Annotated in this window: 11 protein-coding genes and 1 pseudogene; 6 read left to right on the top strand and 6 right to left on the bottom strand. The window is 71.7% G+C overall.

The window, feature by feature from the left end; translation table 11 throughout:
• The first annotated feature begins 39 nt into the window (after window positions 1–39).
• The 3 genes from ACZ7LY_RS13655 (at window position 40) to ACZ7LY_RS13645 (ending at window position 3,693) form a co-directional block, all read left to right on the top strand.
• Window positions 40–1,305 carry an AAA family ATPase gene (locus ACZ7LY_RS13655; protein WP_471624743.1) on the top strand — a complete coding sequence of 422 codons (1,266 nt, stop codon included), beginning with the start codon at window positions 40–42 and terminating at the stop codon, window positions 1,303–1,305.
• Window positions 1,302–2,810: a vWA domain-containing protein gene (locus tag ACZ7LY_RS13650; RefSeq protein ID WP_471624742.1), complete on the top strand. Its 1,509-nt coding sequence runs from the start codon at window positions 1,302–1,304 to the stop codon at window positions 2,808–2,810. The genes ACZ7LY_RS13655 and ACZ7LY_RS13650 overlap by 4 nt, the downstream gene beginning before the upstream one ends.
• Window positions 2,811–2,916: 106 nt before the next feature.
• Complete coding sequence (locus ACZ7LY_RS13645) at window positions 2,917–3,693, top strand: GNAT family N-acetyltransferase (protein ID WP_471624741.1); 777 nt, start codon at window positions 2,917–2,919, stop codon at window positions 3,691–3,693.
• Window positions 3,694–3,797: 104 nt separating this feature from the next.
• Here the strand turns inward: ACZ7LY_RS13645 and ACZ7LY_RS13640 are convergent, their stop codons facing one another.
• Window positions 3,798–4,640: an alpha/beta fold hydrolase gene (locus tag ACZ7LY_RS13640; RefSeq protein ID WP_471624740.1), complete on the bottom strand. Its 843-nt coding sequence runs from the start codon at window positions 4,638–4,640 to the stop codon at window positions 3,798–3,800.
• 154 nt (window positions 4,641–4,794) lie between these two features.
• Here ACZ7LY_RS13640 and paaK point away from each other — a divergent pair, with 154 nt between their 5' ends.
• A complete protein-coding gene (paaK, locus tag ACZ7LY_RS13635) occupies window positions 4,795–6,096 on the top strand; it encodes a phenylacetate--CoA ligase PaaK (RefSeq protein ID WP_471624739.1) in 1,302 nt (433 codons plus the stop codon).
• A 190-nt stretch (window positions 6,097–6,286) separates the two neighbouring features.
• The gene (locus ACZ7LY_RS13630) at window positions 6,287–7,087 is read left to right on the top strand and encodes a bestrophin-like domain (RefSeq protein ID WP_471624738.1); all 801 of its coding nucleotides are present in this window, start codon (window positions 6,287–6,289) and stop codon (window positions 7,085–7,087) included.
• Between the two features lie 65 nt (window positions 7,088–7,152).
• On the opposite strand, the pseudogene ACZ7LY_RS13625 reads toward ACZ7LY_RS13630, so the two are convergent.
• From ACZ7LY_RS13625 to ACZ7LY_RS13615, 3 genes and pseudogenes are all read right to left on the bottom strand, one after another.
• A pseudogene (locus ACZ7LY_RS13625) lies at window positions 7,153–8,733 on the bottom strand (acyl-CoA synthetase).
• Window positions 8,734–8,915: 182 nt separating this feature from the next.
• Window positions 8,916–11,087, bottom strand: a complete 2,172-nt coding sequence (locus ACZ7LY_RS13620) for a hypothetical protein (RefSeq protein WP_471624737.1) — start codon at window positions 11,085–11,087, stop codon at window positions 8,916–8,918.
• A 263-nt stretch (window positions 11,088–11,350) separates the two neighbouring features.
• Window positions 11,351–11,920, bottom strand: coding sequence for an EF-hand domain-containing protein (locus tag ACZ7LY_RS13615; protein WP_471624736.1), 570 nt, complete (start codon window positions 11,918–11,920; stop codon window positions 11,351–11,353).
• Window positions 11,921–12,956: 1,036 nt separating this feature from the next.
• Between ACZ7LY_RS13615 and ACZ7LY_RS13610 the strand changes: the two genes are divergently transcribed.
• Window positions 12,957–15,173: an MGH1-like glycoside hydrolase domain-containing protein gene (locus ACZ7LY_RS13610; RefSeq protein ID WP_471624735.1), complete on the top strand. Its 2,217-nt coding sequence runs from the start codon at window positions 12,957–12,959 to the stop codon at window positions 15,171–15,173.
• Window positions 15,174–15,646: 473 nt separating this feature from the next.
• Here ACZ7LY_RS13610 and ACZ7LY_RS13605 read toward each other — a convergent pair whose 3' ends face one another.
• Together ACZ7LY_RS13605 and ACZ7LY_RS13600 are read right to left on the bottom strand one after the other, a co-directional pair.
• The gene (locus ACZ7LY_RS13605; RefSeq protein ID WP_471624734.1) at window positions 15,647–17,203 is read right to left on the bottom strand and encodes an acyl-CoA synthetase; all 1,557 of its coding nucleotides are present in this window, start codon (window positions 17,201–17,203) and stop codon (window positions 15,647–15,649) included.
• Window positions 17,204–17,291: 88 nt separating this feature from the next.
• Window positions 17,292–18,392: an NAD(P)H-dependent flavin oxidoreductase gene (locus ACZ7LY_RS13600; RefSeq protein WP_471624733.1), complete on the bottom strand. Its 1,101-nt coding sequence runs from the start codon at window positions 18,390–18,392 to the stop codon at window positions 17,292–17,294.
• Window positions 18,393–18,480: the final 88 nt, after the last annotated feature.

Here is an 18,480-nt window from a genome sequence, read left to right as displayed (position 1 = left end):
CGCACGCGTGCCGCCCTCGACCTCCTCCCAGGTGATCCCATGACGACTTCCTCCGTAACCGCCTTTCCCGGCGCTCCCGACGACGTGCCCGGCGACCGGCTCGGCGTGGCCGAGCGGCTGTCGGGGATGCTGCGCGCCACGCGCACCGAGCCCCGGCCCGACGCACAGCTGGAGGCGCTGACGCTGGCCGTCTGCGCCGATCTGCCGGTGCTGTTGTGGGGCGAGCCCGGCATCGGCAAGACGGCCGCGCTGGCCCAGCTCGCGCGGGAGCTGGACCTGCCGCTGACGACGGTCATCGCCAGCGTGCACGAACCGTCCGACTTCTCCGGCCTGCCCGTGCTCGGCGAGAATCCGCAGGAGCTGGGCGTCCCGCTCGCCCCGCCGCAGTGGGCCGTCGAACTCGCCCGCGCCGGACGGGGGTTACTGTTCCTGGACGAACTGTCCACGGCCACGCCCGCCGTGCAGGCCGCGCTGCTGCGGGTGGTGCTGGAACGCAGGGTCGGCTCCCTGGCCCTGCCGCCCGGAGTCCGCGTCGTCGCCGCCGCGAACCCGCGGGCGTCGGCGGCGGACGGCTGGGAGCTGAGCCCGCCGCTCGCCAACCGGTTCGTGCACCTGGACTGGGCGCACCGGCCGGACGTCGTCGTACGGGGGCTGGGAGGCGTGTGGCCGCGCGCCGCGCTGCCGAGGCTCGACGGACAGCGGCTGACGGAGGCGGTGGAGCGGTCCCGTACCGCCGTGTGCGGGTTCCTCACGGCGCGCCCCACGCTGATCCACCGGCTGCCGGACAACGAGTCCCGGCGCGGCGGGGCGTGGCCCTCGCCGCGGAGCTGGGAGGCGGCGCTGACCCTGCTGGCGTTCGGCATCGCGGCCGGGGTCTCGCGCGAGGTGCTGGCGCTGGTGGTGCGGGGCGCGGTCGGGGACGGGCCCGGGCTCGAACTCCTCGCGCACCTGGACCGGTTGGAGCTGCCCGACCCCGAGACGCTGCTCGCCGACCCCGCCCGCGCGGAGCTTCCGGCCCGCGGTGATCTGCGGCAGGCGGCGCTCGAAGGGGTGATCGCGGCCGTGGGGGCGCGGCCCGCGCGGGAGCGCTGGGAGGCGGCCTGGGCCGTTCTCGTCCGGGCGCTGGAGACGGGCGCCCCCGATCTGCTGGTCGGCCCGGCGACGACGCTGGCCGCGCTGCGCCACGAGGAATGGGAGGCGCCGGCCGAACTGGAGCGCCTGTCGGGCCTCGTCAAGCTCTCCCGCGCGGCAGGCCGTGCCCCGCGCGACCAGGCGAGCGCCGCGAGGGGCGGGGCGAGCCGATGACGGAGCCCGAGCGCCCCGCGCGCCCCACGCTCGAAGGCACCCTCCCCGCTCCCCCGGGCGCCCGCCGCTCGCGCCCCACCCCCGCCGCCATGCCGCGCCGCCGTCCGGCGCCCCGGCCGACCGCCACCCCGGCCCTGGCGGGCCGGCCTCAGCGCCCACATCCAGCCCCTCCGGCGCTTGAGGAGCAGGGCCTGGGGCAGCGCCCCGGAGTGCCGGGTGCGTCGTGGCCGAGCCCCGCGCGGCACCCCCGTACAGACGGTGAACCCGCCGGGCGGTGCGCGGAACTCCCTCTGGACGACGCCAAGTTGTACGCCGCCCGGCTGCTCGCCGTGCGGGCACGCCCGTATCTCGCGGGGGCGCTGTTCGCCCTCCATGTCGTGGCGGACGACTCCGTGCCGACGATGGGGGTGGACGTGTACTGGCGCTGCTATGTCTCGCCCGCGTTCGTGGACCGTACGCCCATCGAGGAGCTGGCCGGGGTGTGGGTGCACGAGGTGTCGCATCTGCTGCGCGACCACCACGCGCGAGGCACGCGGTACGCCCGGGCGCACGACGAGGACAGCCCGGGCGCGGCGCTGCGCCGCAACATCGCCGCCGACTTCGAGATCAACGACGACATCTACGGCGACGGGCTCGCGGTGCCGGGCGGGGCCGTGCTGCCGTCGATGCTGGGGCTGCCCGACGACCTGCTGATGGAGGAGTACCTGAGCACGGTGTCGCTGGCCGGCCCCGGCGCGGCGGCGTGGCTGGAGTGCGGCAGCGGCGCCCACGGCGAGGCGCGGCCCTGGGAGCGCGGGGCCTCGGGCGCGCACGGGCTGAGCAGGCAGGAGCAGGACGCGGTCCGGTTCCGGGTGGCGGAGGGGATCAGGGGGCGGCCGGGCAGCGCGTCGGGTCAGTGGCGACGGTGGGCGGAGGAGGCGTTCCAACGGCCGCAGCCGTGGCGCCAGTTGCTGGGCGCGGCGGTGCGGGCGGCGGCGGGCGCGGCGGGCGGCGCCGACGACCACACGTACCGGCGGCCGTCGCGGCGTGCGGCGAGCGTGCCGGGGGTGGTGCTGCCGAGCCTGCGGCGCACCCCGACCCGGGTCTGCGTCGTCATCGACACGTCGGGGTCGGTCAGCGACGCGGAACTCGGGGCGGCGCTGGTGGAGGTCGCCGCGATCTGCCGGGCGGTGGGCGGGCGACGGGAGCTGGTGTCGGTCGTCGCGTGCGACGCGGCGGCCGCGGCCTCGGCGTCGCTGTGCCGCGCGGGAGGTCTGGAGCTGGTCGGCGGGGGCGGTACCGATCTGCGGGCGGGGTTCGCGCGGGCGCTGCGGGCGCGGCCGCGGCCGGACGTGGTGGTGGTGCTCACGGACGGACAGACGCCCTGGCCGGCCGCGCGCCCGCCGTGCAGGACGGTCGTCGGCCTCTTCCCGCGCGGGGCCCGGGAAGCGGCCGAGGACGAGGACGTGTACGCGCCCGACGCGCCGCCGTCCTGGGCCCGGGTCGTCGTCCTCGACGGGCCGTGAGCGGGTTGCCGGCAGGCCGCGATCCCGTAGCCGACGGGCCGGGATCCGGTCGCCGGCGGGCCGTAATCCGGTTGCCGCCGTCGGGTCCGGCTGCTGGAGTGCGGGGATGGAGCGAGACGGACTGCTGGCCCTGTACGACCGGCGGCTGCGGCGTGAGGCGCGGCCCGAGGACGGGGCCCGGGTGGAGCGGGTGGGCCGGGTGGTGCGGCACGTGGACCCCGCGGGCGGGTGGAACGGGGTGCTGTGGTCGGACCTCGACGAGGACAGCGCGGACGCGGAGATCGCCGCGCAGGCGCGGTACTTCCGGGCGGCAGGGGTGGAGGCCGAGTGGAAGGCGTACGGGCACGACCGGCCCGGTGACCTCGGGGCGCGGCTGACGGCGGCCGGGTTCGTCGCGGAGGAGACCGAGACGCTGCTGGTCGCGGAGGTGGCCCGGCTGCCGAGTGAGCCCCGGCCGCCCGAGGGCGTGCGGCTGGTCGCGGTGACCACGCCGGAGCAGGTGGCGCTGGTGGAGGCGGTGCACGAGGAGGCGTTCGGCGGGGGCCGGTCCTCGATCGGGCTCCAGCTCCGGCGCCAGCTCGCGCGCGACCCACGGGCGGTCGCGGCGGTGGTCGCCATGGCCGGGGACACGCCGGTGAGCGCGGCGCGCCTCGAACCGCACCCGGGCACCGAGTTCGCCGGTCTGTGGGGCGGCGGGACCGTCCCCGCGTGGCGCGGGCGGGGCGTGTACCGCGCCCTGGTCGCGTACCGGGCGCGGATCGCGGCCGCGCGGGGTTTCACGTATCTGCACGTGGACGCCTCCGCGTACAGCCGGCCGATCCTGGAGCGGCTGGGGTTCGTGGCGCTGGGCACGACGACGCCGTACGTACTGCCCGCGCCCTGACCCGGCCGGGGCCCGCCGTACATGCTCCCCGCCCTCCCGGCAGAGGCGCTTCACACTGCCCGCGTCCGGATCATCCGGGCCGAGCCATGCCCGCCGCCGCCTGATCAGTGGGCGGCGAGGAACGCCTCCACGCGCTCGGTGAAGGCGGCCGGGTCGTCCAGCCACGGATAGTGCCCCGCGCCGGGCTGTACGTGGACGCGGGCGCCCGGGTAGTGGGCGGCGGCGCGTTGCACGAGGGCGGGGCGGGGGCCGCCGTCGAGTTCGCCCGCGTACAGCAGCACGGGCGCGGTCAGGCGGGTGAGGGCGGCGCGGGTGGCGGCCGGGTCGAAGGCGCCTTCGGCGGCGAACCGGACTTCGGCCTCCTCGTTCGTCTGCTCCTCCGTACGAGCGGCGTGGCGCTGCGCGCGCTCGTCCCAGCGGCCGTAGAAGAAGGCGTCGCACAAGGACCAGTCGACGTCGTCGCGTCCGGCGAGCATCTTCTCGAACTCCGGGAGCGCGGCCTCGTACCAGGGTTCGCGGCGCCGCAGCCGGGCGGCCTCGCGGCGCTCGTCGGCGCTCGCGCGCAGGCCGAGTGCCCAGGGCGCGGAGGCCACTTGGACGAGGCGGGCGACCCGCTCGGGGTGGCGGGCGGCGTACTGGAGCGCGAGGTTGCAGCCCGCCGAGTGGGCGAGCAGGTCGAGGCGGTCGAGCCCGAGGTGGACGCGCAGGGCCTCGACGTCGCCGGTCTGCCGGTCGCAGCGGTAGGTCGCGGGGTCGGCCGGGGCGGCGGAGCGGCCGGTGCCGCGCGGGTCGAGGAGGTACAGGGTGCGGTGGGCGGTGAGGCCGCCGAGGTCCTCCAGGTACTCCGAGGCGCGCATCGGGCCGCCGGGCAGGCAGACGAGGGCCGGGCCGCTTCCCCGTACGTGGCAGGCGAGGCGGGTGCCGTCGGGCGCGCTGAAGGTGAACATGGGCATGATCATCGCGGCCGCCGCCCGCCCCCGGCAACTCCCGACGACTCCCGGCAACACGTCCCCTCCGATGTCTTGACGCCGACCGGTCCGGCTTGAATTACTGGCGCCAACAAGCAACCGAATGATCGGTCGGGAGTGCGGGGTGCAGTCGATGACGCCGGGGACACAGGGCTGGGACGCGGGCGAGCGCCTGGGGGCGGAGGAGCTGCGGGCGCTCCAGTACGAGCGGCTGCGGGCGACGCTGAGCCGGGTGTACGAGCGGGTGCCGCACTACCGTCAGGCGTTCGACAAGGCCGGGGTGCGTCCCGAGGACTGCCGCTCGCTCGCGGACCTGGCCCGCTTCCCGCTGACGACCAAGGCGGACCTGCGGGAGAACTATCCGTTCGGGATGTTCGCCGTGGACCGCTCCGAGGTGCGGCGGCTGCACGCCTCCAGCGGCACGACGGGCCTGCCGACCGTCGTCGGGTACACCGAGGACGACCTGTCGATGTGGTCGGACATGGTGGCGCGCGCGATCCGCGCGGCGGGCGGCAGGCCCGGCCAGACGATCCATGTGGCGTACGGGTACGGCCTGTTCACCGGCGGCCTCGGCGCGCACTACGGGGCCGAACGGCTCGGCTGTACGGTCGTGCCCGCGTCCGGCGGCATGACGGCGCGCCAGGTGCGGCTGATCCAGGACTTGCGGCCCGAGATCATCATGGTCACCCCGTCCTACATGCTGACGCTGCTCGACGAGTTCGAGCGCCAGGGCGTCGATCCCCGTACGTCGTCGCTGAAGGTCGGCATCTTCGGCGCGGAGCCGTGGACCGAGGGGATGCGCGCGGAGATCGAGGAGCGGGCGGGCATCGACGCCGTGGACATCTACGGGCTGTCGGAGGTGATCGGGCCGGGTGTCGCGCAGGAGTGCGTGGAGACGAAGGACGGGCTGCACATCTGGGAGGACCACTTCTACCCGGAGATCGTCGACCCGCTGACCGGCGAGGTGCTGCCGGACGGGGAGCACGGCGAGCTGGTGTTCACGTCGCTGACCAAGCAGGCGATGCCGGTGATCCGCTACCGCACGCGGGATCTGACGCGGCTGCTGCCGGGGACGGCGCGGCCCGCGTTCCGGCGCATGGAGCGGATCACCGGGCGCAGCGACGACCTGGTGATCCTGCGCGGGGTGAACCTGTTTCCGACGCAGGTCGAGGAGATCGTGCTGCGTACGCCGGGGGTGGCGCCGCACTTCCAGCTCCGGCTGACGCGCGAGGGGCGGATGGACGCGCTGACCGTGCGCGCGGAGGCCCGGCCGGACGCGACGCCCGAGGACCGCGAGGCGGCGGCGCGCGCCATCGCGGCCGCCATGAAGGACGACGTGGGTGTGAGCGTCTCGGTCGAGGTCGTGGACCCGGAGACCCTGGAGCGCTCGGTGGGCAAGATCCGCCGGATCGTGGACCTGCGGGAGAAGTCCTAGGCGGCGGGGCCCGGGCCGGGTTCACGTACCGCGGGGGCGGCAGCGCCTCCTGGCGGAGCGTGGGGTCACTCGATCGAAGGGGTTGATCGTTTCCGCACACGGCTCGCGGACGCGGTCAGGACATGATCACGGCGCCCTGCCGCGCTCGTGGCGGGGCGCGCCGTTCCCCCGTCCCGAGAGGTGGCCGCCCGTGGTCCTCGTCATCGTCGTCGCGGTCGTGGCCCTGCTCGCTGGGCTCGCGGCGAACCGGTATCTGCGGCCCAGGCTGCTGAAGGAGGACGCCGGTTCGGGCATGGCCGTCAAGGACCTCGTCGGTCCGCTGCTGACGATGACGGTGCTGCTGCTCTCCTTCGTCCTCGTCACGGCAAACGGCTCCTACGGCAAGGCCGAGGTCTCCTCCCGCGGTGAGGCCCGCGCGCTCGACCAGCTCGTGGAGACCGCCGAGTACGCGCCGCCCGCGCAGCGTGACCGCGTCCAGGCCGACGCCGTCTGCTACGCCCGCGCCGTACGGAAGCAGGAGTGGCCGGCCATGTCGGACGGCGGGGGGTCGTCGGCGCCCAGCGTGTGGTCGACGGACTTCCGGCGCACGTTCCGGGAGCTGGAGGGCAAGACGGCGTTCGGGATGCTGGTCGCGGCCGACAACAAGCGGTCCGACGAGCGCGAGGAGCGGCTGACGCAGGCGAGCCCGAGCATCCCCGGGATCATCTTCTGGTTCCTGCTGGCGACCTTGTTCATCACGGTGACGGCGCTCGGCTTCTGCCTGCCGCGCAAGAACAATACGGGCCAGATCCTCACGCTGACGGTGATCACCGCGCTGCTGACGACGATGCTGGTCATCATCCGGGACGTGGACCGGCCGTTCGGCGGCGTCATCGACGTGCCGCCCACCGCGATCAGCGAGGTGCAGCGGCAGGCCCTGCGCGACCTGAAAGCCCACGACCCGGCCGTGAAGCTCCCCTGCGACGCGCGGGGCGCGAAGACCGCCGCCTGAGCCCCGCCCCCGGGCGCCCGGGGCGCCGAGTCCGCCGCCTGACCGCGCCCCGGCGGGCCAGGGCCCTACGACAGCCGCCGCCCCTCCGCGCTCTCCCCCGCGACCGACTCCCCCGCGACCGCCCCGCCCCCGCCGGCCAGGCGGTCGCGCAGTTCCCGCTTGAGGATCTTGCCGCTGGCGTTGCGCGGCAGGCCGTCCACGAACACGATCCGCTTCGGCGCCTTGAACGAGGACAGTCGCTCGCGCGCGTGGGCGAGCAGTTCGGCCTCGGTGACCTCGGCCTCGGCGCGGGCGACGACGACGGCGGTGACGGCCTCGATCCAGCGCTCGTCGGGCAGGCCGACGACGGCGGTCTCGGCGACGGCCGGATGCGTGTACAGGGCGTCCTCGACCTGCCGGGAGGCGACGAGCACGCCGCCGGAGTTGATGACGTCCTTCACGCGGTCCACGACCGTGAAGTACCCGTCGGCGTCGCGCACGGCGAGGTCCCCTGAGCGGAACCAGCCGTCGCGGAACGCCTCCTCCGTCTCCTGCGGCTTGTCCCAGTAGCCGTCGCAGAGCTGCGGCGAGCGGTAGACGACCTCGCCGGGCGTGCCGTCCGGTACGTCCTTGCCGTCCTCGTCGACGATCTTCGCCTCGACGAAGAGGACGGGCCGCCCGCACGAGTCCATCCGGCCCTCGTGTTCGTCGGGCCCGAGGACGGTGGCCAGCGGGCCGATCTCGCTCTGCCCGAAGCAGTTGTAGAAGGCGAGCCCGGGCAGCCGCGCGCGCAGCCGTTCCAGTACGGGCACGGGCATGATCGACGCGCCGTAGTACGCCTTGCGCAGCCCGCTGAGGTCGCGGGTGGCGAAGTCGGGGTGCTGGGAGAGACCGATCCATACGGTCGGCGGCGCGAACAGGCTGTCGGCCTCGCCCGCTTCGACGAGCGCGAGGATCCGGCCCGCGTCCGGCGCGTCGAGGATCGTGTTGGTGGCGCCGGCCGCGAGATAGGGCAGCAGGAAGACGTGCATCTGCGCCGAGTGGTAGAGCGGCAGCGCGTGCACCGGGCGGTCGTCGGCGCGCAGATCGAGGGCGTGCAGGGCGCTGACGTACTCGTGGACGAGGGCGCGGTGCGTCATGCGGGCGCCCTTGGGCAGGGCCGTGGTGCCGGAGGTGTAGAGGAGCTGGACGAGGTCGTCGGCGTCCGGTTCGGGTCCGTCCTAGGGGTCGGTGGCGGCGAGCCGGTCGAGGAGCGAGCCGTCCGTGTCGCGCAGGGCGAGGCCCGGGGTGCCCTCGGGCAGCCGCCCGGCGAGGTCGGGATCGGTCAGGACGAGGGAACAGCCCGACTGGCCGACGAGGTAGGCGAGGTCGTCGCCGGTGAGGTTCTGGTTGACGGGGACGTGCACGAGTCCGGCGCGGGAGCAGGCGAGGAAGCCGATCAGGTAGGCGTCGGAGTTGTGCCCGTAGGCGCCGACGCGGTCGCCGGACGCGAGACCCAGGCCGCGCAGGACTGCGGCGGCGCGGCTGACGGCGTCGTCGAGTTCCCCGTACGTCCAGGAGCGGCGCGCGTACCGCAGGGCGGTGCGGGTCGGGGTGCGGCGGGCGCTGCGCCGCAGCATCCCGTCGACCGTGCTGCCGTGCGCCGCCGCTGCCTGTGACCTCGTCATGGCGTGATCCTGAGCGGTGGCGGACGCCAGGTCAAGACGTACGGTCATGCCCCTCGGCAGACGACATACCGATGGGTACGCCTAACCGCCGCCGCCCCCGCTTGGCTTGGGTCGCGCGTGATCTCCTGACTCACCCCGTGCACCGTCAGGAGATCAGCCCGAGTGGTGGTGCGCGTGCCGGATCAGCTGGCGTAGCAATAGCGGTTGCTGAGGGGGACGTTGTCGAAGCGTACGGTTCGCCAGGCGGTGAGCGGGGTCGCCCCGTAGAGGACGTTGACTCTCACTACGAGGCATCCGCCGCGGTTGAACGCCGAGCGGGTGTTGTTGAAGGCGCTGTTGTAGTAGTAGGCGATGGCGATCGTGCACGCTGCCTTGGCCACGGCGTGGGGGAGATTGCCGCAGATGACGCCGCTGGCGGTGGCCACGGTCCACCCATAGTTGTCGAATTTCGCTTTGATCCAGCGCGTGGTGGCCTTGCTGAAGTACCAGGAGCAGGTGACCCATCCGCAGTTGCGCTTGATCCAGGGGTCGGCGACCACGGGGAAGCGGGGTGTGACCGTGGAGCCGGACGGGTCGGTGACCGGGGTGAGGTCGATGTTGAGTTTCAGGGTGTTGCCGTCGATGGAGTAACTGGTGGGCCATGTACGGCCGTTGGCGTCCTTGGCCCATGGCTTCTGAATCCGGGTCACTTCTTCGAGAAGGACCGCCGGCTCCGTGCTGCTCGCGTGTTCCTTGACGATGAGCGCGCTGCCGTCGAGTTCGTCGAGAGCGAGCTGGGTGCCGGCAGGCAGCGTCATGGGGAAGGAGTAACTGGTCGGCGCGGAAGCGTCGTTCAGGTGCGCGAAGGTGCGGAAACCACCGTCCGTGGTGGGCTGCACGCCGATCGAATGGTCGGCACTGGTGCCCTTGTAGAGCACGGTTCCCCCGGCGGTGCGGGAGGCGGTTCCGGTGGCGGGCAGTTTGATGGTGGTGGTTCCCGCCTCATTGTTCACCTGAATGCCCTGCTGCGGGTCTCTGGGCACCTTGACCGTGGTGGTACCGGAGTCATCGGTCTTGGAGGTGATGGCGATGTTCTCGCTGTCACTGTCCACGGCGGTGTTCACGTCCGCGGTACCGGTGATGTTCTCGATGGCTTCGCCGACGGTGGCCGGGGCCGGATATCTGGGTTCGGCGAGTTCAGCGTAGGAGAGGACGTCGACCCAGACGGTCACCGGACTGGAGCCGGTGTTGCGGAGGTTGACCTTTCCGTCTTCGCCGAGTTTGGACAGGGTGAAGCCGTTGATCTCCGCGTCGGGGGTGTAGTTGACCGTAGCTCCGGCCGGAGCGGCGGTCTTCGTGGGATACACCTGGACGGCGCCCGAGCCCGATCCGAACGCGGTGACTCCGATACCGACCGCCGTGGAGTTCAGCACGGGGACTCCGGCAACGCCCCGGGGGTCCACGACCTTGTCGCCGCCCGCCGGCAGCACCAGCTTCTCGGCGATCCGGGCCGGGGGCACGGATCGCAGGTTGGCGCGGAGCGCGTTGCCGGTGGAACGGGTGAAGTAGCCGACGACATCCACTGCCACATCGGCGCCGCCCCAGCCCAGGTTGTGGATGTTGACCACGCCGTTGGTGCCGGGCTTGACGATGGCGAGGTTCTGCTGGACCACGTCTTTGGCGTAGTCGATGTCGGCCTCCACCGGCCACGGCTCGCCGGCGGGGTAGACGCGAACGGTACCTGTCGAGGAACTCTTGACGCTGACGGCCAAGGCGACGGCCGTGACGTCCGCGGCGGGTACGCCGCCCCTGCCCAGGGGTTTGAGTTCGAAGTTGCCGCCACCCCCGACGCTGGTGGCAGGCAGGATGCGTTGCGGCGCGAGGGCCACGTAGAAGGAGCCCTGGTCGTTGGGCTGCTGCAGGGTGTAACCCTGGACGTCAAGGTGGATGTGCACGTTGGCCGTGCCCTGGTTGACGACCTTGACCTGACCGTCCGCGCCCACCTTGGTCACCAGGGTGGTGGCCGCGTAGTGCGTCTTGTCGTAGCTCACACTGGCCGCGTCAGGCTCCAGTTCACCGGACGGGTAGACAACCACGGTCCCGGAATCGGCGTCCCCTTTCGCCGACACGTTGACCGCCACAGAGTCCAGCCCTGTCGCGGGGATCGAGCCGACGCCCGCGACCTTCGCCACGAGCGTCGCACCGGGTTCCACCGCCACGTTGTCCAGCACCCGTGCCCGCGCCGGAACGTACTGGCCCCCCGCCGACGCAGCGGAGGCGGAAGCGCGGGCGGGACGGTCCTGCGCCCCCGGCGCTTGCCCGCTCACCGCGCCGGTCAGAGCGGAAGCGGCCGATGCCGCCTCCGCGTCGATCACTGGGCCCGCACCGAGCAGAAGAAGGGACGTCAGGGCGGCTGACACGCCATCTCTAAGGCGCATGCACATCCTCCAGCCGAAGGGTCTGTACCGGACGAGAGGTGAGCATGACAGGGACACGCCAGTGCGTGAAGGAATTACGGAAAGCATGGAGAAAAAGTGACGGTCTTGACTGGAAAGACTCCTCCGAGCACGGTGGGCAGCTCGCGGAAACGTCGCTGAACAACTCGGTCCTGTGACGGCGGAGAGTCGTCCGCCCGGGGTCAGGCCGGATGAACGACGGGGCGTCCCATCCACCAGTTGCCAGGGGCCTCGGGTTCCGGGCTGGTCCAGAACTCGATGACCGCGTCGGTGAACTCGGCCGGTGACAGAGCGCCGTCGCCATCGGTGTCGAGGTGACCGAACGCCTCGGCGACACCTTCCTCGGTGAGTTCCGGAAAGTGTCCGCGCTGGAAGGTGAGGAATTCGACGGGGCTGATCCGGCCGTCCCGGTCGATGTCCGCGATCTGCAGGTAGGTCTCGGCGATTTCGCCGAGGACGGACTTGGCCGCCGCGGGGTTCTGAGCCAGCGAACGGGTCGAGGCGACGAACCGGTCCTTCGGGATGCCCCGGCTGCCGGGCGGGAGGAACGGCAGGTGCACCTCTCGCCAGATGGCCGTGTAGGCACTGATGATCCGCTCTGCCTCCGGGGAGTCCTCGCCGTGGCCCAGGGCGCACGCCACCCGGCGGCCCATCTCCACATGGTCTTCCTCGGTCAGTACACCGTTGCCGTCCACGTCGAGCTGGTCGAAACCCTGCTCGATCTTGGCGGTCAGAAAGTCTTGACTGGCCATCAACGCTCCTCGTAGGTGGGCGTGCTGAGGCCGGGGCGCGGGAACGCGTCCTGTCACACGGGGCAACGAGGAACCGACGCAAGGGAAGCGGCCACGGCGATGAACTGCTCCGCTCCCAGGCCCCCGTTCCGCACCCCATCCCGGTTCGAAGCCGTCTCGCCCGGCCCGAGCTGTGCGCGAACGGCCGATTCGATGCCGACACGCTGCCGCACGACCTCCAGCGACAACTGGAGGTCCGCGACAGAGATTAGACGAGTTCTCGTTATGGAAAAGCGAGGCGCTGACGCGGAAGAAACCGCTGTTGGCGTTCTGGATCTTGGGTTCTGTAATATCGCAGCGGCGGCGATCATCTCAGCCTCCGATCGATCCGCCTTGCTCGCTGTACCATTATTGCTCAGCGCACCGCGAACTCCAGGATGCGGCCCATGCCACCTGTTCATGTTCTGCTGAATCCCGTACGTCTGATTCCGGCACACCGCGCCCTTGTCGCCGGCGGTCTCGCTATCGGTCTGCCGCGATCTCACTGCGGGAGGCTCTGCGCGTGCATTGCGCGCTGCTAGCAGATCGCTTTCCATGGAGGACGGCCCGCTAGTCCACATTGGCCGGAGCGTCGGCACGATGCCCCGGGAGCAGGGAGGGCACAACGTCGTGCGCGATTTGACCGTACCTCAGTTGAGCTGCGGCAACGCCTACTTGACCGGTGGCGGCCGCTGCCGCGGGGCGGGCGAGGTGAAGTGGGCGGGCGGTCTGCCCGACCGCCCGCCGGGGGCGAGGAAGTGCGTCGGCGCTCCGGGTTTGGATATATGAGGTGCGCAGACTTGGCGTAGCCGTGATTGCCTCTTGTGCTCCGCGCTCCAGGCTTCCCGAGCCTGATCGATTACCCGGGGCCTCTTCGGCCGGAGGAACTGAACTCTCGCTCTGTCTTTGCCCAGTTCTGGCCTTTCGGGGTCGGGGCGGGCGGAGCGGGTTCGGTTTTTCAGACGGGCTATTGACCTTGCTTCAGAGCCATCCAGCACTCGCAGAGATGAGGTACGCCATGAATTCTCGCTACCGCACGCTTGCGGTCGCCCTCGTTTCCGGCACGCTGCTCGCCGGAATGGTGGCCGCCCCGGCCGCCGCCACGCCATCCCCTTCGGTCGAGCCGCTCGGCCACCATGGCCCCGGCGACGGGGGAAAGAAGAAGAGCAAGTACGCGGACATTGTGGACCGGACGGGCTCGCCCGCGAGTGCTCTTCCCGGCGTCGGGGGCGACAACAACCCCATCAACGTGTTCGCCGACAGGGGCGCCTGGCACGCCTACGCCCTCCCCGAACCGGATGACGCCTCCGCGTACGGCGGGTTCACCGGACCCCTGTACATCGCGCAGGAGTATCCCTGGTGGCTGAGCAAGACGTTCAGCCGGATGCAGCTCACCGAGTCCGGGAGGGTGCTGGACCTGGCGGCCGGCCGGAAGCCCGTTTTCACCTCGGAGCCGGGCAGGCTGCTCCAGTCGTACGACCTCGGAGACGGGCTGAGCCTGGAACTCGAACTGCGCTTCTCCTCGCAACGGACCGCGCTCGTGCACGCCGAGGTGCGCAACAGCGGACGTGAGACCCGCACGCTCGGCGCGGCCTGGACCGGCTCGCTGCTGCGGCCCGAGAAGGCTCCGATGAAGGACGCGCCGCAGCTCCGCGAGACCAAGGACGGTGTCCGGGTCGACTTCGCCAAGGTGCGGGAGACCTGGGACTACATGACCGACGGCACCGAGCGGTTCGAGATCATCCACAAGGACCGGGTGCGGACGAGCGTGGAGGGCGACACCTACCGTTCGGAGGCCGCGTCGCCCCTCACCCTGCGGCCCGGACGCAGTCAGGCCCTCGACTGGACCGAGTCGTTCACCTTCACCGAGGCCGAACGCAAGCGGGAGGCCCCCGCCGTGCGGGCCGCGCTGGCCCGGCCCGGGGCCACGGCCGCCGCCGCGGACCAGCGCTGGGACCGCTACGTCAAGTCGGCCACCCGGGGCGTACCGGCCAAGGACCGGCGTACGGCCGTGAAGGCGGTCGAGACGCTGATAGGCAACTGGCGCAGCGCCGCCGGCCGGATCAAGCACGACGGCATCAGCCCGTCGATCTCGTACAAGGGCTTCACCGGTGGCCTGTGGGCGTGGGACACCTGGAAGCAGGCGGTGGGGACGGTGAAGTTCGCGCCGGAGTTGGCGAAGAGTCAGATCCGCTCGATGTTCGACTACCAGATCCGGCCCGATTCCAAGGTCCGTCCGCAGGACGCCGGCATGATACCGGACGTCATCTACTACAACGACCCCTCGCAGGGTGGGGGCAACTGGAACGAGCGCAACTCCAAGCCTCCGCTGTCCGCTTGGGCGGTGTGGGAGGTGTACCACAAGACGGGCGACCGCGCCTTCCTGCGCGAGATGTACCCGAAGCTGGAGGCGTACCAGAACTGGTGGTACCGCACCCGTGACCACGACCGGAACGGTCTGGTCGAGTACGGTGCCACGGTCGACCCGCTGAACGCCACCGCTGAGGACCAGCGGCTGGCGGCGGCATGGGAGAGCGGCATGGACAACGCGCCGCGCTACGACAAGGACCTCGGCACCAAGGCCCTGCCCAACAAGGACAGGAATGGCAAGGTCGTCGGTTACTCCATCAACCAGGAGTCGGTGGACCTCAACTCCTACATGGCCGCCGAACAGGGCTACCTCGCGCGAATGGCGAAGGCGCTGAAGAAGCGCAGCGACGCGGCGAAGTGGGAGGCGAAGTCCGAGACGACCCACAGGGCCGTCCGTGAGCAGATGTACGACCGGGCGTCGGGGTGGTTCTACGACAAGGCGCTGGGCAGCAAGAGGCTGCTGACCGAACGCGGCCGGGGCATCGAGGGCGCGGTGCCGCTGTGGACGGAGACCGCGTCGAGGGAACAGGCCGCGGCGGTCCGGGCGAAGCTGTTGAACGCGGCGGAGTTCAACACCAAGGTCCCGTTCCCGACCGTGTCGAAGAGTTCGCCGTACTTCAGCGCGACGCGCTACTGGCGGGGCCCGGTCTGGCTGGACCAGGCGTACTACGCGCTCAACGGCCTGGAGAGCTACGGCTATCACAAGGACGCGCGGGCGCTGAAGCGCAAGCTGCTGGCCAACGCCTCGGGGCTGTCCGGCGACGGCCCGATACAGGAGAACTACAACCCCTTGACCGGGGACCGGCTGAACGCCCCGAACTTCAGCTGGTCCTCGGCTCTGGTGCTCGACCTCCTCAGCCACTGACGGCGGCGCGCGGAGGCCGCCGTCAGCCGCTCGCGGCTGCGGAGGGAATCAGATGTGCGCCAGCCGCAAGTGCCGCGGCTGGCGCACTGCAACACGGCGACCCGGCCGACCGCCTGACGGTGCCGTTCCTACCTGCCCCGTGAGGGTGGAGTCAGGTATGGAAACTGCCTGAATGCCTCGGCTGGGTACGTAGAGGAACGACTTGTGGGACCAGGTCGCTCCTTGGACCACCCGCGGGCTCGACCCCACCAACGTCGTCACCAATGTCCAGGTCACCTGTTGAGTCCCCTCTTACGTCTTCCGCGGTCCTGCAAGAGGATGGCCCGGACGATCAGGCTTGAACGGCCTGTCACCTTGGAAGGAGGACAGTCCGCTGCCTTTCGGCACCGCGGACGCGCCGCTGGCCGGGGGCGTGTCAGTGGCTGCGGGTTGCTTAGTTCTCCGCGCCCCGTTCGGGCGTCTCAGCGTGGGGGTTATTGAGGGGGCGTCGGCCAATAGGGGGCTCGTAGGCGGCGTTTGTAGAGTTTGCCGTTGGGGTCTCGGGGCATCGTCGGGATGTAGTCGATGCTCTTGGGGCACTTGTAGCCCGCGAGGTGTGTCTCGCAGTGGGCCATGAGGTCGGCGGTGAGCGCGTCGCCGGGCTCGTGGCCCTCCGCGACCTCGACGACCGCCTTCACCTCCTCGCCCCAGTCCTCGTGCGGGATGCCGAACGCGGCGGCGTCCGCGACAGCGGGGTGCGCGAGCAGCGCCGATTCGATCTCGGCGGGGTAGATGTTGACGCCACCGGAGATGATCATGTCGATCTTGCGGTCGCGCAGGAAGAGATAGCCGTCCTCGTCGAGGACACCGAGATCGCCCACGGTGAAGTAGTCGCCGATGCGGTTCTTGCGGGTCTTCGACTCGTCCTTGTGGTACGAGAATCCGCCGGTGTTCATCTTCATGTAGACGGTGCCGAGTTCACCGGCGGGCAGCCGCTTGCCGTCGTCGTCGAAGACGGCCAACTCGCTGATGGGCCACGCCTTTCCGACCGTGCCGGGCTTCTTGAGCCAGTCCTCGGCCGTGGCGAACGCCCCGCCGCCCTCGCTGGCCGCGTAGTACTCCTCGACGCAGGTCCCCCACCACTCGATCATGGCGCGTTTCACGTGGTCGGGGCAGGGCGCGGCGCCGTGAATGGCGTGCCGCATGGCGGACACGTCGTAGCGGTCCTTGATGTCCTGCGGCAGCGCGAGCAGGCGGTGGAACTGGGTCGGCACCATGTGCGTGTGCGTACAGCCGTGGCGGTCGATGAGCCGCAGCATCTCCTCCGGCGCCCACTTGTCCATGAGGACCAGCGGATGCCCGATGTGCAGGGACGCCCCGGCGAACTGGAGCACGGCCGTGTGGTAGAGCGGCGAGCACACCAGATGGACGTTGCCGTCGAAGGGGCGGATGCCGAAGATGCCGAGGAAGCCGCCCAGATGGGACTCCTCGGGGAGCTTCCCGGAGAGCGGGCGGCGGATGCCGCGGGGGCGGCCGGTCGTGCCCGAGGTGTAGTTCATGACCCAGCCGAGGGTGCGGTCGGCGGGCGGTTCGGGGCTGTGCCCGTCGAGCAGTTCGGCGTACGGGCGGAAACCCTCGGCGGAGCCCACCGCGAACCGGTGCTCGGCGGGGAGCCCGGCCTCGTCGGCGGCGGCGCGGACCTGCTCGGCGAACCGCTCGTGCGCGATGAGGACCTTCGCGCCGGAGTCGGCGACGATCCAGGCGATCTCGGGGCCGACGAGGTGGTGGTTGACGGGGACGAGGTAGAGCCCGGCCTGCTGGGCGGCGAGGAAGGCGGTGAGGAAGGCGACGCCGTTGGGCAGGACGACGGCGAACGCGTCACCGCGCCCGAGTCCCGCCGCGCGCAGCCCGTGGACCATGCGGTTGGCGTCGGCGTGCAGGCGGGCGGCGGTCCAGGGCTCGCCCTCCGGGGTGTGCAGGACGGTCCGCCCGGGGTCGGCGGCGGCCTGCGCCCAGAAGCCGTTGGGGGGTTGCGCGGTGGGGTCGGGCATCGGGTCCGGTCCTCTCTGGAGCGGGGGTCGGTCACGGACGGGCCTCGGTCACGGGCCCGGGCGGGCCCACGTCACCGGCTGGCCCGGGTCACCGGCCGGCGATACGGTTCAGCCGGGTCACGGCCGCCTCGAAGCCGCGGGTGAGGTCGTCGAACACGGCCTGGACACCGCGCTCCTCGTTCATCCGGCCGACGATCTGGCCGACCGGCGTGCCGAGCAGCGGTTCCACCTCGTACTTCTGGATGCGGGAGACGGCCTCGGCGACGAGCAGCCCTTGCAGGGGCATGGGCAGCGGTCCGGGCCCCGCGGGATCGTCCCAGGCGTCGGTCCACGCCGTACGCAACTGCCGTGCGGGCTTGCCGGTGAGCGCGCGGGAGCGGACCGTGTCGCCGGCGTCCGCGGCGAGGAGTTTGCGGGTCAGGGCCGGGGAGTGCAGGTCGGCCTCGGTCGTGGTCAGCCACACCGAGCCGAGCCAGACGCCCTGGGCGCCGAGGGTGAGGGCCGCCGCGATCTGCTGTCCGCTGCCGATGCCGCCGGCGGCGAGGACGGGCAGCGGGGCGACCGCGTCGACGGCGTCGGGGGTGAGGACCATGGAGGCGATCTCGCCGGTGTGCCCGCCCGCCTCGTAGCCCTGGGCGACGACGATGTCGATGCCGGCGTCGGCGTGCTTGCGGGCGTGCCGGGCGCTGCCGGCGAGGGCCGCGACGAGCACGTCGTGGTCGTGGGCGCGGGCGACGACGTCGGCGGGGGGCGAGCCGAGGGCGTTGGCGAGGAGCTTGATCGGGTAGTCGAAGGCGACGTCGAGCTGGCCGCGGGCGACCTGTTCCATCCAGCCGGTGATGCGCCAGCCGGACGCCTCGCCCTCGGCCAGTTCGGGGACGCCGTGCGCGGCGAGGGTGTCGCGCACGAACCGGCGGTGTTCCTCGGGGATCATCGCCTCGACGTCGGCCTCGGTGACGCCCTCGACCTTCTTGGCGGGCATGACGACGTCGAGGCCGTAGGGGCGTCCGTCCGCGTGGTCGTGGAGCCAGTCGAGATCGCGTTTGAGTTCGTCGGGTGCCGTGTAGCGGACCGCGCCGAGCACGCCGAAGCCCCCGGCGCGGCTGATGGCCGCGGCGACCGCCGGGAACGGCGTGAAGCCGAAGACGGCGTGCTCGATGCCCAGTTTCTTGCTCAGCTCCGTCTGCATGGGGCGAGGATGCCGCAGCGGGCCGGGCGACGGAAGAGGTTTTCTGATGCAGCGTCAGATTCTTCCCGGGGTCTCCACGCGGGCCGGA

Source organism: Streptomyces sp. NPDC107550 (genome assembly GCF_055639095.1).
The sequence above is the reverse complement of the archived record's forward strand: the minus strand, read 5'-3'. Positions and strand labels throughout refer to the sequence as shown.

Coding starts and splice junctions, on each gene's coding strand:
- ACZ7LY_RS13655 (WP_471624743.1), top strand. CDS start 40: ATGACGACTTCCTCCGTAACCGCCTTTCCCGGCGCTCCCGACGACGTG.
- ACZ7LY_RS13650 (WP_471624742.1), top strand. CDS start 1,302: ATGACGGAGCCCGAGCGCCCCGCGCGCCCCACGCTCGAAGGCACCCTC.
- ACZ7LY_RS13645 (WP_471624741.1), top strand. CDS start 2,917: ATGGAGCGAGACGGACTGCTGGCCCTGTACGACCGGCGGCTGCGGCGT.
- ACZ7LY_RS13610 (WP_471624735.1), top strand. CDS start 12,957: ATGAATTCTCGCTACCGCACGCTTGCGGTCGCCCTCGTTTCCGGCACG.
- ACZ7LY_RS13615 (WP_471624736.1), bottom strand. CDS start 11,920: ATGGCCAGTCAAGACTTTCTGACCGCCAAGATCGAGCAGGGTTTCGAC.
- ACZ7LY_RS13600 (WP_471624733.1), bottom strand. CDS start 18,392: ATGCAGACGGAGCTGAGCAAGAAACTGGGCATCGAGCACGCCGTCTTC.
- paaK (WP_471624739.1), top strand. CDS start 4,795: ATGACGCCGGGGACACAGGGCTGGGACGCGGGCGAGCGCCTGGGGGCG.
- ACZ7LY_RS13605 (WP_471624734.1), bottom strand. CDS start 17,203: ATGCCCGACCCCACCGCGCAACCCCCCAACGGCTTCTGGGCGCAGGCC.
- ACZ7LY_RS13640 (WP_471624740.1), bottom strand. CDS start 4,640: ATGTTCACCTTCAGCGCGCCCGACGGCACCCGCCTCGCCTGCCACGTA.